22 protein-coding genes and 1 pseudogene are annotated in these 25246 nt (G+C 40.5%); 19 read left to right on the plus strand and 4 right to left on the minus strand.

Going from position 1 to position 25246, the window contains the following annotated elements; translation table 11 throughout:
- Positions 1–6: 6 nt before the first annotated feature.
- The 10 genes and pseudogenes from ACORHT_RS03910 (at position 7) to ACORHT_RS03955 (ending at position 10977) form a co-directional block, all read left to right on the plus strand.
- On the plus strand, positions 7–759 hold the full coding sequence (locus ACORHT_RS03910; protein ID WP_434350673.1) for a YhfC family intramembrane metalloprotease: 753 nt from the start codon (positions 7–9) through the stop codon (positions 757–759).
- A gap of 115 nt (positions 760–874) precedes the next feature.
- Complete coding sequence (gene murB, locus ACORHT_RS03915; RefSeq protein ID WP_153224757.1) at positions 875–1780, plus strand: UDP-N-acetylmuramate dehydrogenase; 906 nt, start codon at positions 875–877, stop codon at positions 1778–1780.
- 161 nt (positions 1781–1941) lie between these two features.
- Positions 1942–3099: an ABC transporter ATP-binding protein gene (locus tag ACORHT_RS03920; RefSeq protein ID WP_434350674.1), complete on the plus strand. Its 1158-nt coding sequence runs from the start codon at positions 1942–1944 to the stop codon at positions 3097–3099.
- A complete protein-coding gene (locus ACORHT_RS03925; RefSeq protein WP_434350675.1) occupies positions 3080–3886 on the plus strand; it encodes an ABC transporter permease in 807 nt (268 codons plus the stop codon). The genes ACORHT_RS03920 and ACORHT_RS03925 overlap by 20 nt, the downstream gene beginning before the upstream one ends.
- Positions 3883–4656 (plus strand): ABC transporter permease, encoded by a 774-nt coding sequence (locus ACORHT_RS03930; protein ID WP_434350676.1) that lies wholly within the window; start codon positions 3883–3885, stop codon positions 4654–4656. Before ACORHT_RS03925 ends, ACORHT_RS03930 begins: the two co-directional genes overlap by 4 nt.
- Entirely contained in the window at positions 4653–5723 is a 1071-nt protein-coding gene (locus ACORHT_RS03935; protein WP_434350677.1) for an ABC transporter substrate-binding protein, read from the plus strand. Before ACORHT_RS03930 ends, ACORHT_RS03935 begins: the two co-directional genes overlap by 4 nt.
- Before the next feature lie 139 nt (positions 5724–5862).
- Positions 5863–6114 carry a hypothetical protein gene (locus ACORHT_RS03940; protein WP_434350678.1) on the plus strand — a complete coding sequence of 84 codons (252 nt, stop codon included), beginning with the start codon at positions 5863–5865 and terminating at the stop codon, positions 6112–6114.
- 272 nt (positions 6115–6386) lie between these two features.
- Positions 6387–6872 (plus strand): LURP-one-related/scramblase family protein, encoded by a 486-nt coding sequence (locus ACORHT_RS03945; RefSeq protein WP_434350679.1) that lies wholly within the window; start codon positions 6387–6389, stop codon positions 6870–6872.
- A gap of 16 nt (positions 6873–6888) precedes the next feature.
- Positions 6889–9507 carry an alanine--tRNA ligase gene (gene alaS / locus ACORHT_RS03950; RefSeq protein ID WP_434350680.1) on the plus strand — a complete coding sequence of 873 codons (2619 nt, stop codon included), beginning with the start codon at positions 6889–6891 and terminating at the stop codon, positions 9505–9507.
- Positions 9508–9679: 172 nt separating this feature from the next.
- Positions 9680–10977, plus strand: a pseudogene (locus ACORHT_RS03955) (ISL3 family transposase).
- A gap of 75 nt (positions 10978–11052) precedes the next feature.
- Here the strand turns inward: ACORHT_RS03955 and gdhA are convergent.
- Positions 11053–12399 (minus strand): NADP-specific glutamate dehydrogenase, encoded by a 1347-nt coding sequence (gene gdhA, locus ACORHT_RS03960; protein ID WP_434350681.1) that lies wholly within the window; start codon positions 12397–12399, stop codon positions 11053–11055.
- A 228-nt stretch (positions 12400–12627) separates the two neighbouring features.
- On the opposite strand from gdhA, the gene ACORHT_RS03965 reads away from it, so the two are divergent.
- The 6 genes from ACORHT_RS03965 (at position 12628) to ACORHT_RS03990 (ending at position 17712) form a co-directional block, all read left to right on the plus strand.
- A complete protein-coding gene (locus ACORHT_RS03965) occupies positions 12628–13563 on the plus strand; it encodes a dihydroorotate oxidase (protein WP_434350682.1) in 936 nt (311 codons plus the stop codon).
- A gap of 33 nt (positions 13564–13596) precedes the next feature.
- Positions 13597–14634: a DNA polymerase III subunit delta gene (gene holA / locus ACORHT_RS03970; protein ID WP_434350683.1), complete on the plus strand. Its 1038-nt coding sequence runs from the start codon at positions 13597–13599 to the stop codon at positions 14632–14634.
- 69 nt (positions 14635–14703) lie between these two features.
- On the plus strand, positions 14704–15309 hold the full coding sequence (gene sodA, locus ACORHT_RS03975) for a superoxide dismutase SodA (RefSeq protein WP_281335011.1): 606 nt from the start codon (positions 14704–14706) through the stop codon (positions 15307–15309).
- A 156-nt stretch (positions 15310–15465) separates the two neighbouring features.
- Positions 15466–16374, plus strand: coding sequence for a LysR family transcriptional regulator (locus tag ACORHT_RS03980; RefSeq protein ID WP_434350684.1), 909 nt, complete (start codon positions 15466–15468; stop codon positions 16372–16374).
- Positions 16371–16832 carry a signal peptidase II gene (gene lspA, locus ACORHT_RS03985; protein WP_434350685.1) on the plus strand — a complete coding sequence of 154 codons (462 nt, stop codon included), beginning with the start codon at positions 16371–16373 and terminating at the stop codon, positions 16830–16832. The genes ACORHT_RS03980 and lspA overlap by 4 nt, the downstream gene beginning before the upstream one ends.
- The gene (locus tag ACORHT_RS03990; RefSeq protein WP_434350686.1) at positions 16822–17712 is read left to right on the plus strand and encodes an RluA family pseudouridine synthase; all 891 of its coding nucleotides are present in this window, start codon (positions 16822–16824) and stop codon (positions 17710–17712) included. Before lspA ends, ACORHT_RS03990 begins: the two co-directional genes overlap by 11 nt.
- A 183-nt stretch (positions 17713–17895) precedes the next feature.
- Here the strand turns inward: ACORHT_RS03990 and ffh are convergent, their stop codons facing one another.
- The 3 genes from ffh to ACORHT_RS04005 are packed head-to-tail and all read right to left on the minus strand — an operon-like array spanning position 17896 to position 20032.
- Complete coding sequence (gene ffh / locus ACORHT_RS03995) at positions 17896–19461, minus strand: signal recognition particle protein (protein ID WP_434350687.1); 1566 nt, start codon at positions 19459–19461, stop codon at positions 17896–17898.
- A gap of 17 nt (positions 19462–19478) precedes the next feature.
- Entirely contained in the window at positions 19479–19697 is a 219-nt protein-coding gene (locus ACORHT_RS04000) for a 2-oxoglutarate:acceptor oxidoreductase (protein WP_434350688.1), read from the minus strand.
- A gap of 2 nt (positions 19698–19699) precedes the next feature.
- Positions 19700–20032, minus strand: a complete 333-nt coding sequence (locus tag ACORHT_RS04005; protein WP_281335007.1) for a putative DNA-binding protein — start codon at positions 20030–20032, stop codon at positions 19700–19702.
- Between the two features lie 153 nt (positions 20033–20185).
- Between ACORHT_RS04005 and rnc the strand changes: the two genes are divergently transcribed.
- The 3 genes from rnc to ACORHT_RS04020 all read left to right on the plus strand — a co-directional run bounded on the left by rnc (position 20186) and on the right by ACORHT_RS04020 (position 25162).
- A complete protein-coding gene (gene rnc / locus ACORHT_RS04010) occupies positions 20186–20884 on the plus strand; it encodes a ribonuclease III (protein ID WP_434350689.1) in 699 nt (232 codons plus the stop codon).
- A complete protein-coding gene (gene smc, locus ACORHT_RS04015) occupies positions 20875–24414 on the plus strand; it encodes a chromosome segregation protein SMC (protein WP_434350690.1) in 3540 nt (1179 codons plus the stop codon). Before rnc ends, smc begins: the two co-directional genes overlap by 10 nt.
- Before the next feature lie 88 nt (positions 24415–24502).
- Positions 24503–25162: a trimeric intracellular cation channel family protein gene (locus tag ACORHT_RS04020; protein ID WP_434350691.1), complete on the plus strand. Its 660-nt coding sequence runs from the start codon at positions 24503–24505 to the stop codon at positions 25160–25162.
- Positions 25163–25246: the final 84 nt, after the last annotated feature.

The following is a 25246-nucleotide window of genomic DNA, read 5'->3' on the forward strand; positions in this document are numbered from 1 at the left end:
TCAAATATGAAAATTCATGTAATAATAACGATGCTGGCCTTGTTTGCCGTCCTCATTGTAGCAGTTTGGTACGCAAGAAAGAAATACAAGATTAATTTTGCAGTTTTGGGACTTGGGGCAGTTGCCTTTTTTGCCTCATCACAGGTTTTAGAAAAAATCGTTCATTTGCTGGTTCTTCGACCTCAGAGAGATGGAACCATTGCTCTCATGACAGAGAATCCCCTTCTCTATGTGATTTATGGAATCTGTATGGCTGCCTTATTCGAAGAAACAGCCCGTCTAATCTTTTTCAAATGGTTGAACAAAAAAAGAGAGATGGAAGATTCAGATGCCCTCGCCTATGGTCTTGGTCATGGTGGGCTAGAAATGATTTATATCGGAATTGCTGGTTTACTCAATCTCTTTATCCTATTTTCAGCAGTTGAATCGCAAAATCCAGCTATCATGCAACTCTTACCTGAGAGTACACTTGCAACCATTCATAATCTAGCAGCTTGGCAGATTTATCTTTTGGGAGTCGAAAGAATTCTTGCCTTGATTCTTCAAGTTGGATTGACCTTCTGGGTTTTCCAAGCTGTTCGCCAAAAAAAATGGATTTATCTAGTAGCAGCTTACGGTCTGCATGCTTTATTTGATCTGGCACCGAGCCTTTCTCAAGTTGGCTGGATTTCAAATCCTCTGGTGGTAGAGGGAATTTTAGTAGTAGAAGTTTTGGCTTTCGTTTTCCTAACAAAATCAATCTTTTACAAGAAGCAGTAATATCAAGGAGGCCTAGCCTCTTTTTTGTATTGTCTCTGGTAAAAGGTGACATAATCATCGAAAAAAATCGCTAAAAATGGTATAATGGAATGAATTTCATAAAAGGATTAGAAAAATGACTGTATCAGATAAATTAAAAGAAACCTTAGAAGGAATCGATATTCGTTTCGACGAACCTTTAAAAACCTATACTTATACAAAAGTTGGAGGAAAGGCAGATTATTTAGTTTTTCCACGCAATCGCTATGAGATGGCTCGTGTGGTCAAGTTTGCCAATCAGGAAAACATTCCTTGGATGGTTCTTGGAAATGCAAGTAACATTATCGTTCGTGAGGGTGGAGTTCGTGGCTTTGTAATCATGTGTGACAAGCTCAATAATGTCTCTGTTGATGGCTATACCATTGAGGCTGAAGCTGGAGCAAACTTGATTGAGACTACTCGTATTGCCCTACGTCATAGTTTGACTGGTTTTGAATTTGCTTGTGGTATTCCAGGAAGCGTCGGTGGTGCTGTCTTTATGAATGCTGGCGCTTATGGTGGTGAGATTGCTCATGTTCTCCAGTCTTGTCAAATCTTGACTAAGGAGGGTGAAATCGAAACCTTGTCTGCTAAAGACTTGAACTTTGGTTACCGTCATTCAGCTATTCAAGCATCAGGGGCAGTAGTCCTTTCTGCTAAGTTCGCCCTAGCTCCAGGTAATCACCAAGTCATCAAACAGGAAATGGACCGCTTGACTCACCTTCGTGAACTCAAGCAACCTTTAGAGTATCCTTCATGTGGATCAGTTTTTAAACGTCCAGTGGATCATTTTGCAGGTCAATTGATTGCAGAAGCAGGCTTGAAAGGTTATCGTATCGGTGGCGTCGAAGTCTCAGAAAAGCACGCAGGCTTTATGGTCAATATTGCTGATGGAACTGCTAAGGACTATGAGGAATTGATCGAGTCTGTCATTGAGAAGGTTAAAGAGCACTCAGGTGTTACTCTTGAGCGAGAAGTTCGTATCTTGGGTGAACATGAGTAAATAGTAGAAATAGCTTAGCTGCTACTAACTAGAATGTAGAGGGGGTGAAAGCCTATCGGTAGCGAAGATGCATGCAGGAGGCCTAACTCCTTGCAAGAGGTAGTGGCGGCCTGACAGAGCCCTGATCTGTTAATCTATGAAAAAGAAGGAATTTATGCCAATTGAAAAAACCAATTATCGAATTCAAAAACGTTTCTAAAGTTTTTGAAGATAGCAACACTAAGGTTCTCAAAGATATTAATTTTGAGTTGGAAGAAGGGAAGTTCTATACACTTCTTGGAGCCTCAGGATCTGGGAAATCAACCATCCTCAATATCATTGCAGGTTTGCTGGATGCAACGACTGGTGATATTTTGCTAGACGGTGTCCGTATCAATGACATCCCGACCAATAAGCGCGATGTTCACACGGTCTTCCAATCTTACGCCTTGTTCCCACATATGAATGTGTTTGAAAATGTTGCTTTTCCATTGCGATTGCGTAAGGTCGATAAAAAAGAAATCGAAAAACGTGTCTTAGAAGTTCTCAAGATGGTACAACTTGAAGGCTATGAAAAACGTTCTATCCGTAGACTATCTGGAGGACAACGCCAGCGTGTGGCTATTGCGCGTGCGATTATCAATCAACCTCGTGTGGTCTTGTTGGATGAACCTTTGTCAGCCTTGGACTTGAAGTTGCGAACAGACATGCAGTACGAACTGCGTGAACTGCAACAACGCTTGGGCATTACCTTTGTCTTTGTTACTCACGATCAGGAAGAAGCCCTGGCCATGAGTGACTGGATTTTTGTCATGAATGACGGTGAGATTGTTCAGTCTGGTACACCAGTTGACATCTACGATGAGCCTATCAACCACTTTGTTGCAACCTTCATCGGTGAATCAAATATCTTGCCTGGAACTATGATTGAGGACTACTTGGTCGAGTTCAATGGCAAACGATTTGAAGCGGTCGATGGTGGGATGAAGCCAAATGAACCAGTCGAAGTCGTGATTCGTCCTGAGGATTTACAAATCACCCTTCCAGAAGAAGGCAAGCTTCAAGTTAAGGTCGATACTCAGCTCTTCCGTGGAGTTCACTATGAGATTATCGCCTATGATGAACTTGGCAATGAATGGATGATTCACTCCACTCGTAAGGCCATCGTGGGTGAGGAAATCGGTCTGGACTTTGAACCAGAAGACATCCACATCATGCGTCTTAATGAAACAGAAGAAGAGTTCGATGCTCGTATCGAGGAATACGTAGAAATCGAAGAGCAAGAAGCAGGTTTGATTAACGCTATCGAGGAGGAAAGAGATGAAGAAAACAACCTCTAAACTCTTTGTAGTGCCCTACATGCTTTGGATTGCCCTCTTTGTTTTGGCACCTTTGGTCTTGATTTTTGGGCAATCCTTTTTCAACATTGAAGGCCAGTTCAGTTTAGAAAACTATAAATCTTACTTTGCGTCCCAAAATATGACCTATCTTAAAATGAGTCTCAACTCTGTCCTCTATGCAGGGATTGTGACTTTAGTGACGCTTCTTATCAGTTATCCAACAGCCCTCTTTTTGACTCGTCTCAAACACCGTCAACTCTGGCTTATGTTGATTATCCTGCCAACCTGGATCAACCTTCTCCTTAAGGCCTATGCCTTTATCGGTATTTTTGGTCAAAATGGTTCTATCAACCAATTCCTAGAATTTATCGGAATTGGTTCTCAGCAGTTGCTATTTACCGATTTCTCATTTATCTTTGTCGCAAGCTACATCGAGCTTCCATTTATGATTTTACCCATCTTCAATGTTTTGGATGATATGGATAACAATCTCATCAATGCCAGCTATGACCTCGGTGCAACCAAGTGGGAAACCTTCCGTCATGTCATCTTCCCTCTGTCAATGAACGGAGTACGAAGTGGTGTCCAATCTGTCTTTATCCCAAGTTTGAGCCTCTTCATGTTGACCCGTTTGATTGGTGGGAACCGAGTGATTACCTTGGGGACTGCCATCGAGCAGAACTTCCTGACCAATGACAACTATGGTATGGGTTCAACTATCGGTGTTGTTCTTATCCTGACCATGTTTATCACTATGTGGGTGACTAAGGAAAGGAGAGAACGATGAAAAAATTATCGAATCTTTACCTAGCCTTTGTCTTTATCGTCCTCTATCTGCCAATCTTTTACTTGATTGGTTATGCCTTCAATGCTGGGGATGATATGAATAGCTTTACAGGCTTTAGCTGGACTCACTTTGAAACCATGTTTGGTGATGGAAGACTCATGCTGATCTTGGTTCAGACCTTTTTCTTAGCCTTTCTATCAGCCTTGATTGCGACTGTTATTGGGACTTTCGGTGCTATCTATATCTACCAATCACGCAAAAAATACCAAGAAGCCTTTTTATCGCTCAATAATATTTTAATGGTTGCGCCAGATGTTATGATTGGTGCCAGCTTCTTGATTCTCTTTACTCAACTCAAGTTTTCACTTGGTTTTCTGACAGTTTTGTCCAGTCACGTGGCCTTCTCGATTCCAATCGTAGTGCTCATGGTTTTGCCTCGATTGAAAGAGATGAATGGAGATATGATTCATGCGGCCTATGACCTTGGAGCTAGCCAGTTCCAGATGTTTAAGGAAATCATGCTTCCTTACCTAACGCCGTCTATCATCGCAGGTTACTTTATGGCTTTCACCTATTCACTAGATGACTTTGCTGTGACCTTCTTTGTAACGGGGAGTGGTTTTTCAACCTTGTCAGTTGAGATCTACTCTCGAGCTCGTAAGGGAATTTCCCTAGAAATCAATGCTCTTTCAGCCTTGGTCTTTCTCTTTAGTATTATCCTAGTTGTCGGATATTACTTCATTTCACGTGAGAAGGAGGAGCAAGCATGAAACGACTCTATTCATTTTTAGCAGGAATTTTAGCGATTATCCTTGTTTTGTGGGGAATTTCCTACCATATTGACAGTAAAATCAATAGCCGTGATAGTCAAAAATTGGTTATCTACAACTGGGGAGACTATATCGACCCTGAACTTCTGGAGAAATTTACAGAAGAAACAGGAATCCAAGTCCAGTATGAGACCTTTGACTCCAATGAAGCCATGTATACGAAAATCAAGCAGGGTGGGACAACCTATGATATTGCCATCCCAAGTGAATACATGATCAACAAAATGAAGGACGAAGACCTCTTGGTTCCGCTAGATTATAGTAAAATTGAGGGAATTGAAAATATCGGTTCTGAATTTCTCAACCAGTCCTTTGACCCAAACAATGAGTACTCTATTCCATACTTCTGGGGAACTTTGGGAATTGTCTACAATGAAACCATGGTGGAAGAAGCACCTGAACATTGGGATGACCTCTGGAAGCCAGAGTATAAGAACTCCATCATGCTCTTTGATGGGGCGCGTGAGGTACTTGGACTAGGTCTTAACTCTCTAGGTTACAGTCTTAACTCAAAGGATCCTCAACAATTAGAAGAGACAGTAGATAAACTCTACAAGCTAACACCGAATATCAAGGCCATCGTTGCCGATGAGATGAAGGGATACATGATTCAGAATAATGCTGCCATCGGTGTGACCTTCTCAGGCGAAGCTAGTCAGATGCTAGAGAAAAATGAGAATCTCCGCTATGTAGTTCCTTCGGAAGCTAGCAACCTCTGGTTTGACAATATGGTCATTCCTAAGACTGTCAAGAACCAGGATGCTGCCTATGCCTTCATAAACTTTATGTTGAAACCTGACAATGCTCTTAAGAACGCAGAGTATGTCGGTTATTCAACACCAAATAATGCTGCTAAGGAAATGCTCCCTGAAGAGACAAAAGAGGACAAGTCCTTCTATCCAGATGCAGATACTATGAAACATCTAGAAGTTTATGAGAAATTTGATCATAAATGGACAGGAAAATATAGCGACCTCTTCCTACAATTCAAGATGTATCGGAAGTAGTGATAGTAACGAAACGAATCAGTAACAGCTGGTTCGTTTTTTGAATAGTTGTATAGCTGTTTATTTTTACTATCCTATTTGCTTATTTTATAGCCTAGTAGTATACTAAGTTTATAATAATAGAAAGCGGTAACAAATCATGAAAATGTCTACTTTTTTCAAAAAAAGTTACTGGCCAACCTTTTTGATTGTTGACCAAACAATTATACTATTCCATCTAAAGGATGGCTTGGATCGGCAATACCTAACAACTGATTCCATACATTTGGTGATAGGATTCTTTATATTTGCAAATATTTTCGTAGCAATCTTTAGCAATTCGAAACTTTGGAATAAAAGTTGGGATAAAAAGAGTGATAGCAGTAAGAAAAAATATATCTTGAAAAAGTAATCAGAGATATAGGGAGTTGGTTATTTAAATGAGGATCATTTCCAGTTGACTCAAACTCAAAAAAACAGTATAATAGGAGTGTTGAGAATTGATTTTCTCTCCATCTTAGTTCAGAGAATTGGCGGTGCTGCGAGCCATCTAAGATAGAAAATCATGCTACTCAATCTAACAATTGCATAAGAATCAAGAATGACAAGTTCATTGAATGAAGGTGGTACCGCGGTTTTTCGCCCTTCGTGATATGGATTTGTCTTTTATTTTTGGAGGTGTTTATGAGAACATTTCATGTCAAACAAAAATTTCGCCTAGGTGGTGAACGTTTTGATATCAAGGATGAAATGGGCAATGTCGCCTATCAGGTTGAAGGTTCATTTTTTAAGATTCCTAAAACCTTTACCATCTATGATGTTGCTGGTGAACAGGTCAGTGAGATTAGTAAGGAAGTCTTAACTTTCCTACCTCGTTTTGAAATTCAACTGAGTAACGGCGATCATTTTTATATTCGGAAGAAGTTGACGTTCTGGAAGGATAAATATGAGTTTGACAATCTCGGTCTTCGTATCGAAGGAAATGTCTGGGATTTGAATTTTAAATTGCTGGACGACCGCAATCAAGTGATTGCTGAGATTACCAAGGAACTTTTCCATTTAACCTCTACCTATACTGTAACCGTCTACGACGAATCTTATGCTGACCTAGTCATTTCCCTCTGTGTCGCTATCGACTATGTGGAAATGCTAGAAAGCCAATCAAATTAGTAAAAAGGAGATACATATGAAACAATTATCTAGTGCACAAGTCCGCCAAATGTGGCTTGATTTCTGGGCTACAAAAGGCCACTCAGTAGAACCATCCGTTAGCTTGGTTCCAGTAAACGACCCAACACTTTTGTGGATCAATTCAGGAGTTGCTACCCTCAAGAAATACTTTGATGGAACTATTATCCCTGAAAACCCACGGATTACCAATGCGCAAAAAGCCATCCGTACCAATGATATCGAAAACGTAGGGAAGACTGCTCGTCACCATACCATGTTTGAAATGTTGGGAAACTTCTCAATTGGGGATTACTTCCGTGACGAAGCCATTACTTGGGCTTATGAACTTTTGACAAGTCCTGAATGGTTTGACTTCCCCAAAGAAAAACTCTACATGACCTACTACCCAGCTGATACAGATTCTTACAACCGCTGGATTGAAGTGGGCGTGGATCCAAGTCACTTGATTCCAATCGAAGACAACTTCTGGGAAATTGGTGCTGGACCTTCTGGACCAGATACAGAAATCTTCTTTGACCGTGGGGAAGCCTTTGACCCAGAAAATATTGGTATTCGCCTTCTCGCAGAAGATATCGAAAACGATCGTTATATCGAAATCTGGAACATCGTCTTGTCACAATTTAACGCTGATCCTGCTGTACCTCGTAGCGAGTACAAGGAATTGCCACACAAGAACATTGATACGGGTGCTGGTTTGGAGCGTTTGGTAGCTGTTATCCAAGGTGCTAAGACCAACTTTGAAACAGACCTATTTATGCCTATCATTCGCGAAGTGGAGAAATTGTCTGGTAAGGTCTACGACCAAGATGGAGACAACATGAGCTTCAAGGTCATCGCTGACCACATCCGTTCTCTTTCATTTGCCATCGGTGATGGTGCCCTTCCAGGAAATGAAGGTCGTGGTTATGTCCTTCGTCGTTTGCTCCGTCGTGCCTCTATGCATGGTCAAAAATTGGGTATCAATGAGCCTTTCCTTTACAAACTGGTTCCAACCGTTGGTAAGATCATGGAAAGCTACTACCCAGAAGTTCTTGAAAAACGTGACTTTATTGAAAAAATTGTGAAGAGCGAGGAAGAGTCATTTGCCCGTACCCTTCACTCAGGTCAGCACTTTGCCCAAGGTATCGTAGCAGACTTGAAAGAAAAAGGCCAAACAGTTATCGCTGGACAAGATGTCTTCAAACTCTACGATACTTATGGATTCCCAGTGGAATTGACAGAAGAAATCGCTGAAGAAGCTGGAATGACCGTAGATCGTGAAGGTTTTGAATCAGCTATGAAAGAACAACAAGAGCGTGCGCGTGCGTCAGCTGTTAAAGGCGGATCTATGGGTATGCAAAATGAAACCCTTCAAAACATCACTGTAGAGAGTGTCTTCAACTACAATGCTAGCCAATTGCCTTCTAAATTGGTGGCTATCGTAGCGGATAATGCAGAGGTAGAAGCTGTAGCAGAAGGAACTGCATCTCTTATCTTTGCAGAAACACCATTCTACGCTGAAATGGGTGGACAAGTTGCGGACCACGGTCAAATCTTGGATGCTGCAGGAAACGTAGTAGCGACTGTGACAGATGTTCAAAAAGCACCGAATGGACAAGCATTGCACACCGTTGAAGTTCTTGCTCCTCTTGCTTTGAACCAAGAATACACTTTGGCCATCGATAGCAATCGTCGTCACCGTGTCATGAAGAACCACACAGCAACTCACTTGCTCCATGCGGCTCTTCACAATATCCTTGGCCACCATGCTACTCAAGCAGGTTCACTCAACGAAGTAGAATTTCTTCGCTTTGACTTCACCCATTTCCAAGCCGTAACTCCAGAAGAATTGCGTGCTATTGAACAGCAAGTCAATGAAAAAATCTGGGAAGCTATTGCGGTCAAGACTGTTGAGACAGACATTGACACAGCCAAAGAAATGGGAGCTATGGCCCTCTTTGGTGAGAAATACGGTAAGGAAGTTCGCGTTGTCACTATCGGTGACTACTCAGTAGAGCTTTGTGGTGGTACTCACGTAGGTAACACTTCTGAAATCGGTCTCTTCAAGATTGTCAAAGAAGAAGGGATCGGATCAGGAACTCGTCGTATCTTGGCAGTGACTGGTAAGGAAGCCTTCGAAGCCTACCGTGAACAAGAAGATGCACTGAAAGCAGTCGCAGCAACTCTTAAAGCACCTCAACTCAAGGAAGTACCTCACAAGGTTGAAGGTCTTCAAGAGCAACTCCGTCAATTACAAAAAGAAAATGCAGAATTGAAGGAAAAAGCAGCAGCAGCGACAGCAGGCGATGTCTTCAAGAATGTTCAAGAAGCAAATGGCCACCGTTACATTGCGAGCCAAGTTTCTGTTTCAGATGCAGGTGCTCTTCGTACCTTTGCGGATAACTGGAAACAAAAAGACTACTCAGATGTGCTTGTTCTTGTCGCAGCAATCGGTGACAAGGTCAACCTTCTTGTAGCCAGCAAGACTAAAGATGTGCATGCAGGAAACCTGATCAAAGAATTGGCTCCAATCGTTGATGGACGTGGTGGTGGTAAACCAGACATGGCCATGGCAGGAGGAAGCAACCAAGCTAAGATCCAAGAATTGTTGGATGCCGTAGCAGGTAAATTATAATCAAAAAATACCTATCCATTTGGGTAGGTATTTTTTGCATCAGAAAAACGGCTCTATAATATTTGTAGTGGGTAAATCCCTCATGGATCTTATGGAGCCTATTTTTGTGTAGAAAAAAAGTCCCATAAGATCTATAATGAAAAGCAACCAAACCATCATTAGAAAGATTCATATGGAACAATTACATTTTATCACAAAACTACTCGATATCAAAGACCCAAACATCAAGATTGTAGATATCATCAATATGGATACACACAAGGAAATCATCGCTAATCTCGATTATGAGGCTCCACATTGTCCTAATTGCGGAAGTCAAATGAAGAAATATGACTTTCAAAAACCTTCTAAAATTCCTTACCTTGAGACGACTGGTATGCCTACTAGAATTCTCTTGAAAAAGCGTCGATTCAAGTGCTATCAGTGCTCAAAAATGATGGTGGCTGAGACAAGAAGAATCACCAAATCCCTCGTATCATCAACCAAAAGATTGCGCAAAAGTTGATTGAAAAGACTTCTATGACAGATATTGCTCATCAGCTTGGCATTTCAACTTCAACTGTCATTCGTAAGCTCAATGACTTCCGTTTTAAGCTTGATTTTTCTCGTCTTCCTAAGATTATGTCCTGGGATGAGTACTCCTTTACAAAGGGAAAGATGAGTTTCATTGCGCAAGATTTTGATAATCTTAATATTATCACTGTTCTTGAAGGCAGAACACAAGCTGTCATCCGAAATCACTTTCTTCGCTACGATAGAGTCGTTCGTTGTCAGGTGAAAATCATTACTATGGATATGTTTAGCCCCTACTATGACTTAGCTAAGCAGCTTTTTCCGTGTGCTAAAATCGTTCTTGATTGCTTTCACCCTTCGTTACTATATTTCTAAACTCAGGCTAAAACAGTCCACTGGACTGTTTTACTCCAACATCTAAGCCGTGCTATGAGTCGTGTGCGTGTCCAAATCATGAATCAATTGGATCGAAAGTCTCATGAATACAAGGCTATCAAGCGCTACTGGAAGCTCATCCAACAAGATAGTCGGAAACTTAGCGATAAACGTTTTTATCGTCCTACTTTTCGCATGCACTTAACCAATAAAGAGATTCTAGACAAGCTTTTGAGCTATTCAGAAGACTTGAAACACCACTATCATCTCTATCAACTCTTGCTTTTTCACTTTCAGAATAAGGAACCGGAAAAATTTTTCGGACTCATTGAGGACAATCTAAAGGAGGCTCTTCCTCTTTTTCAGACTGTCTTTAAAACCTTTCTCAAGGATAAAGAGAAGATTGTCAACGCTCTTCAATTACCCTATTCTAACGCCAAATCGGAAGCGACTAATAATCTCATTAAACTCATCAAACGAAATGCCTTTGGTTTTAAGAACTTTGAAAACTTCAAAAAACGGATTTTTATCGTTCTGAACATCAAAAAAGAAAGGACGGAATGTGTCCTTTCTCGAGCTTAGCTTTTCTTCAACCCACTACAGTTGACAAACATACAGAAAAACTCCCCACGAATTGTGAGGAGTTCATTTTTAGAATTAAACAATACCTTGGGCAATCATAGCGTTTGCTACATTTTCAAAGGCTGCTATATTTGCACCTGCTAGGTAGTCTTTATCTAGTCCGTAAGTTTCTGCAGTTGTTTTAGCTGTGTTGAAGATGTTAGTCATGATATCTTTCAAACGTCCATCAACTTCTTCACGTGTCCATGAAAGGCGAAGACTGTTTTGGCTCATTTCAAGGGCAGATACAGCTACACCACCAGCATTGGCAGCTTTAGCAGGTCCATAAAGAAGGCCATTTTCTTTGTAGACTTTGATAGCATCAAGGTCACTAGGCATGTTGGCACCTTCAGATACACAGATAACGCCTTGAGCAACCAAGCGTTTCGCAGCTTCACCGTTGATTTCATTTTGAGTTGCACATGGAAGGGCAATATCATAGTTACCAGCGTAAGTCCATACAGAACCTTCGTAGTAGGTAGCAGTAGATTTTTTAGCTGCATACTCAGTCAAACGAGCACGGCGTTTGTTCTTCACATCTGCCAAAAGGTCAAAGTCGATACCATTTTCATCGATAACGTAACCGTTTGAGTCAGATACAGAGATAACAGTTGCACCAAGTTCAGTTGCTTTTTGAAGGGCAAACTGAGCAACGTTACCAGAACCAGAAATAACCACTTTCTTACCTGCAAAACTGTTTCCGTTAGCTTTAAGCATTTCTTCAGTGTAGTAAACCAAACCGTAGCCAGTTGCTTCTGGACGAATCAAGCTACCACCAAATGGAAGAGGTTTACCAGTCAAGACACCTGCATCAAACTGATTGAGGCGTTTGTATTGACCATAGAGGTAACCAATCTCACGTCCACCAACACCAATATCTCCAGCAGGAACGTCAAGTGAAGGGCCGATATATTTTTGCAATTCTGTCATAAAGCTTTGGCAGAAATTCATGACTTCAATGTCAGTTTTACCTTTAGGATCAAAGTCTGATCCACCTTTACCACCACCGATAGGAAGCCCTGTCAAAACGTTTTTAAAGATTTGTTCAAATCCGAGGAATTTCAAAATCCCTTGGTTTACAGTTGGGTGGAAACGAAGTCCCCCTTTATATGGTCCAACAGCTGAGTTAAATTGAACACGGTAACCACGGTTAACTTGAACTTTTCCATGACGGTCAACCCAAGGAACACGGAAAGAAATCACACGCTCAGGCTCAGTGATACGAGCTAGGATATTTTCTTCGATATATTCAGGATGTTTTTCAAATACAGGTTCCAAGGTACTGAAGAATTCTTCAACCGCCTGGAGAAATTCAGCCTCGTGCCCATTACGAGCTTTTACAGTTTCAAAAACGCTTTGGATATATTCTTTAGCAGTTGTCATGTCATTCTCCTTTATTGTCATATTTTATTACGTGAGACATTATAGCAGAATTTTTTTCCAGTGTAAAGAAAAAAACGTTGAATTGTCAAAAGATTCATTCAATTTTTTAGTATGTATACTTAAACTTAGCAAAAAACGAACATTTATCAGAATTATTACTTTATTAAATAGAAAAAAATAAAATATGGTATAATAATAGAAAGAAAAGGAATCTGGAGGATCAGAATCATGGTATCAACAAAAACGCAGATTGCTGGTTTTGAGTTTGACAATTGCTTGATGAATGCGGCTGGTGTAGCTTGCATGACCATAGAGGAGTTGGAAGGAGTTAAAAACTCAGCAGCAGGAACCTTTGTCACCAAGACAGCAACCTTGGAGTTTCGTCAGGGGAATCCTGAACCACGCTATCAAGATGTTCCACTTGGTTCTATAAACTCAATGGGGCTCCCAAATAATGGTTTAGATTATTACCTTGATTATCTTCTAGAATTACAGGAAAAAGAACCTAACCGTACTTTCTTTCTCTCTTTAGTGGGAATGTCTCCAGAGGAAACTCATACCATCTTGAAAAAGGTTCAAGAAAGTGATTTCCGTGGTCTGACTGAGCTTAATCTTTCATGCCCAAATGTTCCAGGTAAACCTCAGATTTCCTATGATTTTGAAACAACCGATCGTATCCTGTCAGAAGTCTTCGAATATTTCACAAAACCTTTAGGAATCAAGCTTCCACCTTATTTTGATATTGTACATTTTGACCAGGCTGCAGCGATCTTTAACAAATACCCACTCAAGTTTGTCAACTGTGTTAACTCCATTGGAAATGGTCTTTATATCGAAGATGAGTCTGTCGTGATTCGTCCTAAAAATGGTTTTGGTGGGATTGGTGGAGAATACATCAAACCAACTGCCCTTGCTAATGTCCATGCCTTTTATCAACGCCTAGATCCACAAATCCAAATCATCGGAACTGGTGGAGTATTAACAGGACGTGATGCCTTTGAACATATCCTATGTGGTGCTAGCATGGTGCAGGTAGGAACTACCCTGCACAAAGAAGGTGTAGGTGCTTTTGAGCGTATTACCAAGGAACTCAAAGAAATCATGGCGGAAAAAGGTTATGAAAGCCTAGAGGATTTCCGCGGAAAATTGAATTATATTGATTAGAAAAATGAATTTATCGAATAGAAAGGAGAGAAGATGCTAGCCATTGAAGAGAGTCAAGGCTTGACCTTGGAGAACTTACCAGCCTTAACGGTATTTACTGGGGATGATTTAGGGCAATTTGAAGTCATGAAGAGTCAAGTATTAAAACAAATAGGCTATGATCCAGCTGATTTGAATTTTGCTCACTTTGACATGAAAGAAGCGACCTACAAGGATATTGAGCTGGAACTCCTTAGTCTTCCTTTCTTTGCAGATGAAAAGATTGTCATTCTAGATCATTTTGTGGATATAACTACGGCAAAAAAACGCTATCTAACTGATGATGAACTCAAGTCTTTTGAAGAATACTTGGAAAATCCATCTCCTACTAGCAAATTAGTGATTTTCGTAAAAGGTAAGTTAGACAGTAAGAGACGGTTGGTCAAGCTTTTGAAGAGGGATGCCAAAGTTTTTGAAGCGATTGAGCTAAAAGAGCAGGAATTACGAGCATATTTTCAAAAGTGGAGTCAAAAACAAGGGCTTACTTTCGCTGAGAAATCTTTTGAACATTTACTCATCAAGTCAGGTTTTCAATTTAGCGAAATCCAAAAAAATCTTCTCTTTTTGCAGTCATACAAGGCTGACAGTAACATCACTGAAGAGGATATTGTTCAAGCTATCCCTAAAACCTTGCAGGATAATATCTTTGATTTGACCCAGCTTATCCTCGCAAAAAAGATTGATCAGGCGCGAGATTTGGTAAAAGATTTGACCTTGCAGGGTGAAGACGAGATCAAACTGATTGCCATTATGCTGGGGCAGTTTAGACTCTATACACAAGTCAAGATTTTGGCAGAGTCAGGTCAGACGGAGTCCCAGATGGTTAGCAGTTTAGGGCATTATCTGGGTCGCAATCCTAATCCCTACCAAATCAAGTTTGCCCTTCGAGATACACGAGGCTTATCCTTGAGTTTCTTGCAAGATTCTATTCGTTATCTGATCCAAACAGACTATCAAATTAAGACAGGAGTTTATGAAAAAAGCTACCTGTTTGAGAAGGCCTTATTACAGATTGCAAGTCAGTCAAATTGAGCAAATAACTTGAAAAAACGAGATGTTTACGTTATCATTTTTATATAGAAAGAAAAAGAGGTATTACAGATGGCTATTATCTTACCAGATCTTCCATATGCTTACGACGCTTTGGAACCATACATCGATGCTGAAACAATGCATTTGCACCATGACAAACACCACCAAGCATATGTAAATAATGCTAATGCAGCTCTTGAAAAACACCCTGAAATCGGTGAAGACCTTGAAGCTTTGCTTGCAGATGTTGAATCTATCCCAGCTGATATCCGTCAAGCACTTATTAACAACGGTGGTGGACACTTGAACCACGCTCTTTTCTGGGAATTGATGACTCCTGAGAAAACAGCTCCATCAGCAGAACTTGCAGCAGCAATCGATGAAACATTTGGTTCATTTGAAGAATTCCAAGCAGCCTTCACTGCAGCAGCAACAACTCGTTTCGGTTCAGGATGGGCATGGTTGGTTGTCAACAAAGAAGGTAAACTTGAAGTGACTTCAACAGCAAACCAAGACACACCAATCTCAGAAGGTAAAAAACCAATCTTGGGCTTGGACGTTTGGGAACATGCTTACTATGTGAAATACCGCAACGTACGTCCTGACTACATTAAAGCTTTCTTCTCAGTGATCAACTGGAACAAAGTAGATGAATTGTACGCAGCAGCTAAATAATCGAATTTGATAACACCCCTTTTTAGTTGGATTTTGGGTCTAGCTTTAAAGGTGTTTTTTGTTTACTTTGCTAAGATATCTGTGACTCATGATTTTCCTTTGTTGGATAGGCTTGATTTATGGTATAATGATAAGATAGAAATCGAAGGAGAAGTCATGAATATTCAACAATTACGCTACGTTGTTGCTATTGCAAATAGTGGTACTTTTCGTGAAGCGGCTGAGAAAATGTACGTTAGCCAACCCAGTCTATCTATTTCTGTCAGAGACTTGGAGAAAGAGCTAGGGTTCAAGATTTTCCGCAGAACTAGTTCGGGTACCTTTCTTACTCGTCGTGGAATGGAATTTTATGAAAAGGCCCAAGAGTTGGTTAAAGGATTTGATATTTTCCAGAACCAGTATGCCAATCCTGAAGAAGAAAAGGACGAATTTTCAATAGCCAGCCAGCACTATGATTTCTTGCCTCCGACTATCACAACTTTTTCTCAACGGTACCCAGACTATAAGAACTTTCGTATTTTTGAATCTACAACTGTTCAGATTTTGGATGAAGTAGCCCAAGGACACAGTGAAATTGGGATTATCTATCTCAACAATCAAAACCAAAAAGGCGTTATGCAAAGGATTGAAAAATTAGGCCTCGAGGTAATTGAGTTAATTCCTTTTCAAACCCACATCTATCTGCGTGAAGACCATCCTTTAGCCAAGAAAAAAGAACTGATCATGGATGATTTAGTAGATTTACCGACTGTTCGATTTACACAAGAAAAGGATGAATATCTCTATTACTCAGAAAACTTTGTGGATACAAGTGCTAGCTCTCAAATGTTCAACGTAACTGACCGCGCTACCTTAAATGGGATTCTTGAAAGAACAAATGCTTATGCGACTGGATCTGGATTCTTAGATAGCAATAGTGTGAACGGGATCACCGTTATTCCACTAAATGATAATCTCAATAATCGCATGGTTTATGTGAAACGTGAAGAAGTAGACTTGAGCCCAGCGGGAACCTTATTTGTAGAAGTTATGCAAGAGTATTTTGATCAGAAGAGGAAAGCATGAAAAAAAGAGGATTAGTAGCAGGAGTCATAGCAATCTTAATAGTGTTAGATCAATTGGTAAAATCTTATGTTGTTCAGAATATTGCTCTAGGTGAAATTAAATCATGGATCCCAAATCTGGTCAGTTTGACCTATCTGCAAAATCGAGGGGCAGCCTTTTCTATCTTACAAGATCAGCAGTTGTTATTCGCTGTCATTACCCTGGTCGTCGTGGTAGGTGCCATTTGGTATCTCCATAAACACATGGAGGACTCATTCTGGATGGTCTTGGGCTTGACATTAATCATTGCAGGTGGTCTTGGAAACTTTATCGATCGCATTAGCCAAGGATTTGTCGTGGATATGTTTCACTTAGACTTTATCAATTTTGCCATTTTCAATGTGGCTGATAGTTATCTGACAGTAGGGGTCGTTGTGTTATTGCTTGCAATGCTAAAAGAGGAAATGAATGGAAATTAAAATTGAAACAGGTGGACTACGCTTAGATAAGGCTTTGTCAGATTTGACAGAATTGTCTCGTAGTCTCGCCAATGAACAAATCAAATCAGGCCAAGTCTTGGTCAATGGTCAGGTCAAGAAAGCCAAGTATACGGTCCAAGAGGGGGATGTCGTTACTTATCAGGTGCCAGAACCAGAGGTTTTGGAGTACGTAGCTGAAGATATTCCTCTAGAAATCATTTATCAAGATGAGGATGTAGCAGTAGTCAATAAACCTCAAGGAATGGTTGTTCATCCAAGTGCTGGTCATACCAGTGGTACCTTGGTTAATGCCCTTATGTATCATATCAAGGATCTCTCTGGAATCAACGGTGTGTTGCGTCCAGGGATTGTCCATCGTATTGATAAGGATACATCTGGACTCTTGATGATTGCTAAAAACGATGATGCCCATTTAGCCTTGGCTCAAGAATTGAAGGACAAAAAGTCTCTTCGGAAATATTGGGCCATCGTTCATGGGAATCTTCCCAACGACCGTGGAGTCATTGAGGCACCGATTGGTCGTAGTGAAAAAGACCGTAAGAAACAAGCTGTGACTGCTAAAGGGAAACCAGCAGTGACACGTTTCCAAGTTTTGGAACGTTTCGGTGACTATTCTTTATTAGAGTTGCAACTGGAAACAGGACGAACTCATCAAATCCGTGTGCACATGGCTTATATCGGCCATCCTGTAGCTGGTGATGAGGTTTATGGACCTCGTAAAACCCTAAAGGGACATGGACAATTTCTCCATGCCAAGACTCTTGGATTTACCCATCCAAGAACAGGTGAAACTATGGAATTTACTGCTGATATCCCAGATATCTTTAAAGAGACTTTGGAAAAACTTCGAAATAACTAAAAAAGAGGCTAGGACTTTTGTCCCAGCCTCTCAATTATCTTTGGATTGTCGATCAAGACGCAGTGGTTGAGTGGGCTCTACTACGCTGATTTTATCAGCTTTTACAGCCCTACTCAACTTTGCGGAGGTGGGACGACGAAATCGAATTCTAACGAATTACCGATTTCTGTCCCACTCTCCTTTTTATTTGCGTTTTTTCTTAGCTTTTTTCATTTTATTGGCCATGCGTTTCATGGATTGCTTCATAGCAAATTCACCGATTTTACCCTTGAGACCTCCACCGAACATCTGGCTCATATCAGGCATTCCTGCTCCTCCAAGAGATGACAAGTCAGGCATACCACCTTGTCCCATCATACCTTCAAGGGCTGACATATCCATACCACCAGGTATATTTTTAGGAAGGTTGTTAGGGTTGATGCCCATCTGTTTCATCATCTTGTTCATGTCACCAGACATGACACCTTGCATGAGTTGTTTAGCTTGGTTGAAGTCCTTGATGAACTTGTTGACTTCGATAAAGGTATTACCAGAACCGGCAGCGATACGACGACGGCGACTTGGAGTAAGTAAGTCTGGGTTTTCACGTTCTTCAGGAGTCATAGAAGAGACGATGGCACGTTTGCGAGCAATTTGTTTTTCATCCACCTTCATATTTTGAAGGGCAGGATTGTTGGCCATACCTGGAATCATCTTGAGCAAATCTTCCATTGGTCCCATATTTTGTACCTGATCCAACTGATCGATGAAATCGTTGAAATCAAAGGTGTTTTCTCGCATCTTTTCAGCCATTTCAAGGGCTTTTTGCTCATCGTATTCTTGGGAAGCTTTCTCAATCAGAGTCAGCATATCCCCCATACCGAGAATACGGCTAGCCATACGGTCTGGGTGGAAGGTTTCGATATCGGTAATCTTTTCACCAGTACCCGTGAACTTGATTGGTTTTCCAGTGATGTGACGAACAGAAAGGGCAGCACCACCACGAGTATCACCGTCAATCTTTGTAAGGATGACACCAGTGACTTCTAATTGAGCGTTAAATTCACGCGCAACGTTTGCAGCTTCTTGACCGATCATAGCATCGATGACAAGAAGAATTTCATTTGGTTGAGCAAGTGCTTTAACGTCACGAAGCTCATTCATGAGAAGTTCGTCGATTTGCAAACGACCTGCCGTATCGATCAAAACATAGTCGTTATGGTTAGCTTTGGCTTGCTCCAAACCTTGGCGAACAATCTCAACTGCAGGAACTTCAGTACCAAGAGCAAATACGGGAACATCAATCTGTTGTCCCAGTGTTTTCAATTGGTCGATAGCAGCAGGACGATAGATGTCGGCTGCAATCATCAAAGGACGAGCATCCTCTTCCTTTTTAAGTTTGTTAGCAAGTTTACCTGCAAAAGTTGTTTTACCAGCCCCCTGCAAACCGACCATCATGATAATGGTTGGGATTTTTGGTGACTTGACAATCTCAGCTGTGTCTGAACCAAGGACTTCCGTCAATTCTTCATTGACAATCTTGATAATTTGTTGGGCTGGATTGAGGGTATCAATGACTTCATGCCCGATTGAACGTTCACGAACTTTCTTGATAAAATCCTTAACCACAGGAAGAGCAACGTCGGCTTCTAAAAGAGCTAGACGAATTTCCTTGGTTGCTTCTTGGATATCGCTCTCTGTAATTTTTCCTTTTTTACGTAGGTTTTTAAAGACGTTCTGCAAACGTTCTGTTAAATTTTCAAATGCCATTATTTTCTCCTATTTTTTCAATTCAGTGGAAATCGTCCGAAATGCTGCAAACTCTCTAGTTCTTCGGTTGTGACTTCTTTCATGATTTCATTTGGATATCCCCAACAGCTAAAACCTATTTGTATAGCTTTGGAGATATCATTGGGCGAGATAATCTGTTGTAGTCTTGTAGGAAATGGTTCCTCTGCAGCTAACAGTTTGCAAGGTATTCCTTTATAGACAACAAGATTTTCCATGATTACTCCCTATTATCAATACTGGTCAAAATCTCAATTTGCTCTTGCAGAAAAGCATCCTCTGGATAACGCTCCAAAATCTGGTCAAAAATCTGACCGCGAACAATGTAATCAGAGTACATATGGAGTTTCATCTCATAGTCTTCCAGAATCTTTTCAGTTCGTTTGATATTATCATAAACAGCCTGGCGACTGACGCCAAATTCTTCCGCAATTTCAGCTAAACTATAGTCGTCTGCATAGTAGAGCTCGATATAGTTCATCTGCTTATCGGTCAAAAGGGCTGCATAAAATTCAAACAGAGCATTCATTCGATTGGTTTTTTCAATTTCCATAAGATTTATTATACCAAAAAAAAGCCCAATCCGCTAGCTGGGGGCTGATTTTAGCTAGAAGTTAGAAAATAAGCTTTTCACTGTTCTTTTCTGACTATGAAGCCTTTTTTTGATATAATGGATAGGATTATAATGATTTAGAAAGAGGTAGTTATGAAAGAATTAGAATCAGTGTTACAAGACCATTTTAAACTTGTTTTTACAGATAAAAGCTTACTTGAAACAGCTTTTACCCATACCAGTTATGCCAATGAGCACCGCCTCTTAAAAATTTCACACAACGAACGCTTGGAATTTTTAGGAGACGCTGTTCTGCAATTATTAATTTCAGAATATCTGTTTAAAAAATACCCTAAAAAACCAGAAGGAGACTTGTCAAAACTCCGTGCTATGATTGTCCGTGAGGAGAGTTTGGCTGGTTTTGCCCGTGATTGTCAGTTTGACCAGTTTATCAAGCTTGGTAAGGGGGAGGAAAAGTCTGGTGGTCGTAACCGAGACACGATCTTGGGCGATGCTTTTGAAGCCTTTTTGGGTGCGCTCCTTTTAGACAAGGATATAAAGACTGTAAAAACCTTTATCTACCAAGTCATGATTCCTAAGGTTGAAGCTGGCGATTTTGAGATGATCAAGGATTATAAGACTCACCTCCAAGAATTACTTCAAGTCAATGGTGATGTCGATATTCGTTATCAGGTGATTTCAGAGATTGGGCCAGCCCATGATAAAATGTTTGAGGTTGAAGTCCTTGTTGAGGGGCAAAGTTTAGGTTCCGGTCAAGGACGCTCCAAAAAATTAGCAGAGCAGGAAGCCGCTAAAAATGCAGTTGAGAAAGGGCTGGATTCATGTATTTAAAGGAAATTGAGATCCAAGGATTTAAGTCATTTGCTGACAAGACCAAGGTTCTTTTTGACCAAGGGGTGACGGCGGTTGTAGGACCAAATGGCTCTGGGAAATCAAATATCACTGAAAGCCTCCGTTGGGCACTTGGTGAATCTAGTGTAAAGAGTCTTCGTGGCGGGAAGATGCCTGATGTCATCTTTGCTGGAACAGAAAGTCGAAAGCCTCTAAACTACGCTTCTGTTATTGTTACTTTGGATAACCAAGATGGCTTTATCAAGGATGCAGGACAGGAAATCAAGGTGGAGCGTCATATCTATCGTACTGGGGATAGTGAATACAAGATTGATGGTAAAAAAGTTCGTCTTCGTGATATTCATGACCTTTTCTTGGATACTGGACTTGGACGTGATTCCTTCTCCATTATTTCCCAAGGGAAGGTCGAAGAAATCTTTAACTCCAAACCTGAGGAACGCCGCGCTATCTTTGAAGAAGCGGCCGGAGTTTTAAAATATAAAACTCGTCGCAAAGAGACTGAAAGTAAACTCCAACAAACCCAAGACAATCTAGATCGTTTGGAAGACATCATCTATGAGTTAGATAATCAAATCAAGCCCTTAGAGAAGCAAGCAGCAACAGCTCGTAAATTTATGGACTTGGACAGTCAGCGTAAAGGCATCTACTTGGATGTTCTGGTTGCACAAATTCAGGCCAATAAGGCTGAATTGGATGTAACAGAAGAAGAATTAAACCAAGTCCAAGAATTGTTGACTAGTTATTATCAAAAACGCGAGTCACTAGAACTTGAAAATCAATCTCTCAAGAAGCAGAGACAAGATTTACAAGCAGAGATGGCTAAAGATCAAACTAGTTTGATGGATTTGACTGCTCTAATCAGTGATTTAGAACGAAAATTGGCCTTGTCTAAACTGGAGACAGAGCAGGTTGCTCTCAATCAACAAGAGGCTCAAGCTCGTTTAGCTAGTTTGGACGAAAAGAGAAATGTTCTTATTCAAGAGAAGGAAGAAAAAGAAGCAAATCTCAGTCAGTTAGAAGAAAATCTAGCAGTCAATACGAAGGAACTCAATCGTTTAGAAGCTGAGTTAGTAGCATTTTCTGATGATCCTGATCAGATGATTGAGCAACTGCGTGAGCGCTTTGTTGCTTTCTTGCAGGAAGAAGCGGATGTCTCTAACCAGTTGACACGGATTGAGAATGACCTTGAAAATAGTCGCCAACAGACTCAAAAGCAAGAAGAACAATTAGCATCCTTGAAGGAACAATTAGCTTCTGCTAAATCTAAGGCTAGTGAGCAAGAAACTGCTCTTAAATCAGCAAAAGAAAAAGTACAGACCTTGCTTGCTGACTATCAGACCAGTGCCAAAGAAGAAGAAGCACAAAAGCTGGTTTATCAAAGCCAGCAAAATCAACTCTTTGACCGCCTAGATAGTTTGAAAAACAAACAGGCCAAGGCGCAAAGTTTGGAAAACATCCTCAAAAACCATAGTAATTTCTATGCTGGTGTTAAGAGTGTCTTACAAGAAAAACATCGCCTAGGTGGTATTGTCGGAGCGGTTAGTGAACATTTAACTTTTGATGTTCGTTATCAAACAGCTCTTGAAATTGCCCTCGGGGCAAGTAGCCAACATATCATCGTTGAAGATGAACAGGCAGCAACTAAAGCTATCGATTTTCTTAAACGAAACCGATCAGGTCGTGCTACCTTCCTACCTTTAACAACGATTAAGGCTCGTAGCATTTCTAGTCAGAACCAAGATGTGATTGCCTCAAGTCCAGGTTTTCTTGGCATGGCAGATGAACTGGTTACCTTTGATGTCAAACATGAAGCAATATTTAAAAACTTGCTAGCTACGACAGCTATCTTTGATACAGTGGAGCATGCGCGTGATGCGGCTCGTAAGGTACGCTATCAAGTTCGGATGGTAACCTTAGATGGTACAGAATTGCGAACAGGTGGTTCCTATGCTGGTGGTGCCAATCGTCAAAATAACAGTATTTTCATCAAGCCTGAATTGGAGCAGTTACAAAAAGAAATTGCTCAAGAAGAAAAGCTCCTTAGTCAGGAAGAAGAAAATCTGAAATCACTTCAAGAAAATTTAGCTAGCCTTGCTCAAACTTTGGAGACTATTAAGTCTCAAGGAGAGCAAGCTCGAATAGAGGAGCAAGGCTTATATCTGGCTTATCAACAAACTTGCCAGCAAGTCGAAGAACTCGAAACACTTCTAGAACTTCAGGAAAAAGAATTAAACAATCTCAGAGGTGGAGATTGGCAAGCTGAAAAAGAAAAATGCCAAGAACGTCTTGCACTTATTGCAACTGAAAAGCAAAAGCTTGAATCAGAAATTGAAGAAATCAAGTCCAATAAAAATGCTATTCAGGAACGCTACCAAAACTTGCAGGAAAAACTTTCTCAAGAACGTCTCCATAAAACAGAAATGATAGGGCGAAAACGTTACGAAGTTTCAGATATTGAACGGATTAACAAAGAGCTTGAATACCTTGATATGGAGCAAGAAGAGATTGAACGTCTTTTGCAAGAAAAGGTAGACAATCTTGAAAAAGTTGACACGGAACTTTTGACCAAGCAGGAAAGAGAAGCCAAGAGTCAGAAGGAAGAAATTCAACAAGGACTCATTCGTAAGCAGTTTGAACTGGATGATATCGAAGGTCAGTTGGATGATATAGCCAGTCATTTAGAACAAGCTCGTCAGCAAAATGAAGAATGGATTCGTAAGCAAACACGTGCAGAAGCAACCAAAGAGAAGATTACGGACCGCCTTCGCTATCTTCAAGGTCAACTGACTGAAGAATACCAGATTAGTTATACTGAAGCTTTGCAACAATCCAACCAATTGGAAGACTTGGCTGTCGCTGAACAAAAGGTCAAGGATTTGGAAAAATCTATCCGTTCACTTGGTCCAGTCAATTTGGATGCCATTGAACAGTTTGACGAAGTACACGAACGCTTGGAATTCTTGAATAGTCAGCGAGATGATATTCTTTCTGCTAAAAACTTACTTCTTGAAACCATTACAGAGATGAATGATGAAGTGAAAGAACGCTTTAAGTCAACATTCGAAGCTATTCGTGAATCCTTCAAAGTGACCTTCAAGCAGATGTTTGGTGGTGGTCAAGCGGACTTAATTTTGACGGAGGGAGATCTATTGACTGCGGGTGTTGAAATCTCTGTTCAACCGCCAGGTAAGAAGATCCAATCTCTCAACCTCATGAGTGGTGGAGAGAAGGCCTTGTCAGCTCTAGCTTTGCTCTTCTCAATCATTCGTGTCAAGACTATTCCATTTGTTATCTTGGATGAAGTAGAAGCTGCACTTGATGAGGCAAATGTTAAACGCTTTGGGGATTATCTCAACCGATTTGACAAGGATAGCCAGTTTATCGTTGTTACTCACCGTAAGGGAACTATGGCAGCAGCAGACTCTATTTATGGGGTAACCATGCAAGAATCTGGTGTTTCTAAGATTGTCTCTGTTAAACTAAAAGATTTAGAGAATATGGATGCTTAGTTTGTTTTCGATACAACATTTCAAGCTAAAGTATTTAGAATGACCTTCAAGAAGTCGGAGGGTTACAAAAATAAATTGAGGAGCTTATATGGATTTCGATCTATTCCTAATGATCTGTAATTATATTGGGACTATAGCCTTTGCTGCTTCAGGTGCTATCAAAGGATTTGGTAAACGATTAGATATTTTTGGAATTAGTTTATTGGCAATTGTAACGGCAGTAGGCGGAGGGATTTTGAGAGATTCTATTATCAGTCGTTTTCCTTCCTCTCTTGCTGATCCCAGCCCGATTTATGTCTCTATCCTTGTAGCGGTTATCATGTATGTCTTTGTAACTTCAAAACAAGCCAATGCTAGTCAAGAAAAAAAATTCTATAAGTGGCTGAGAGAAGCTTATCTTATCTTTGATTCGATTGGGTTAATTATCTTCTCTCTAATCGGAGCCACAGCTTTAGCTGATAGTAAATTGAACTTGATGTCGGCTGGGATTTTGGCCTGTTTAACGGGAGCAGGTGGGGGTATCATCCGAGACCTCCTGATCAATGAAGTACCAAGTGTTCTAAAAGAAGACATCTATGCACTTCTATCTTTCGTAATTGGAGTTATTTATTATTGGTTGGCCTTTGTCCTTCACTTTCCAAGAATCACTGTCTTTATCATTGTTTCTATTGTTGGTTTTGTGATTCGACTCTGCATCATTAAATTCCGACTCTCTTTGCCAAATATGGATAAGAGAACCTTGAATTGATGAATGGCTGAAAGTTTGATTCCAAACCCGTAAATAAGTTTAAAATAGTCATTTTATCAGCGTCTAATCTCATGTGGATTAGGC

The organism is Streptococcus sp. KHUD_014 (assembly GCF_051106275.1).
Taxonomy (GTDB): domain Bacteria; phylum Bacillota; class Bacilli; order Lactobacillales; family Streptococcaceae; genus Streptococcus.

Bases quoted from the DNA above. Each gene is read 5' to 3' on its own strand.
- ffh (WP_434350687.1), bottom strand. From the start codon at position 19,461: ATGGCATTTGAAAATTTAACAGAACGTTTGCAGAACGTCTTTAAAAAC.
- holA (WP_434350683.1), top strand. From the start codon at position 13,597: ATGCTAGCCATTGAAGAGAGTCAAGGCTTGACCTTGGAGAACTTACCA.
- ACORHT_RS03910 (WP_434350673.1), top strand. From the start codon at position 7: ATGAAAATTCATGTAATAATAACGATGCTGGCCTTGTTTGCCGTCCTC.
- ACORHT_RS03925 (WP_434350675.1), top strand. From the start codon at position 3,080: ATGAAGAAAACAACCTCTAAACTCTTTGTAGTGCCCTACATGCTTTGG.
- ACORHT_RS03990 (WP_434350686.1), top strand. From the start codon at position 16,822: ATGGAAATTAAAATTGAAACAGGTGGACTACGCTTAGATAAGGCTTTG.
- ACORHT_RS04000 (WP_434350688.1), bottom strand. From the start codon at position 19,697: ATGGAAAATCTTGTTGTCTATAAAGGAATACCTTGCAAACTGTTAGCT.
- sodA (WP_281335011.1), top strand. From the start codon at position 14,704: ATGGCTATTATCTTACCAGATCTTCCATATGCTTACGACGCTTTGGAA.
- ACORHT_RS03930 (WP_434350676.1), top strand. From the start codon at position 3,883: ATGAAAAAATTATCGAATCTTTACCTAGCCTTTGTCTTTATCGTCCTC.
- ACORHT_RS03945 (WP_434350679.1), top strand. From the start codon at position 6,387: ATGAGAACATTTCATGTCAAACAAAAATTTCGCCTAGGTGGTGAACGT.
- alaS (WP_434350680.1), top strand. From the start codon at position 6,889: ATGAAACAATTATCTAGTGCACAAGTCCGCCAAATGTGGCTTGATTTC.
- lspA (WP_434350685.1), top strand. From the start codon at position 16,371: ATGAAAAAAAGAGGATTAGTAGCAGGAGTCATAGCAATCTTAATAGTG.
- ACORHT_RS04005 (WP_281335007.1), bottom strand. From the start codon at position 20,032: ATGGAAATTGAAAAAACCAATCGAATGAATGCTCTGTTTGAATTTTAT.
- ACORHT_RS04020 (WP_434350691.1), top strand. From the start codon at position 24,503: ATGGATTTCGATCTATTCCTAATGATCTGTAATTATATTGGGACTATA.
- ACORHT_RS03980 (WP_434350684.1), top strand. From the start codon at position 15,466: ATGAATATTCAACAATTACGCTACGTTGTTGCTATTGCAAATAGTGGT.
- ACORHT_RS03940 (WP_434350678.1), top strand. From the start codon at position 5,863: ATGAAAATGTCTACTTTTTTCAAAAAAAGTTACTGGCCAACCTTTTTG.
- smc (WP_434350690.1), top strand. From the start codon at position 20,875: ATGTATTTAAAGGAAATTGAGATCCAAGGATTTAAGTCATTTGCTGAC.
- ACORHT_RS03935 (WP_434350677.1), top strand. From the start codon at position 4,653: ATGAAACGACTCTATTCATTTTTAGCAGGAATTTTAGCGATTATCCTT.
- murB (WP_153224757.1), top strand. From the start codon at position 875: ATGACTGTATCAGATAAATTAAAAGAAACCTTAGAAGGAATCGATATT.
- ACORHT_RS03965 (WP_434350682.1), top strand. From the start codon at position 12,628: ATGGTATCAACAAAAACGCAGATTGCTGGTTTTGAGTTTGACAATTGC.
- gdhA (WP_434350681.1), bottom strand. From the start codon at position 12,399: ATGACAACTGCTAAAGAATATATCCAAAGCGTTTTTGAAACTGTAAAA.
- rnc (WP_434350689.1), top strand. From the start codon at position 20,186: ATGAAAGAATTAGAATCAGTGTTACAAGACCATTTTAAACTTGTTTTT.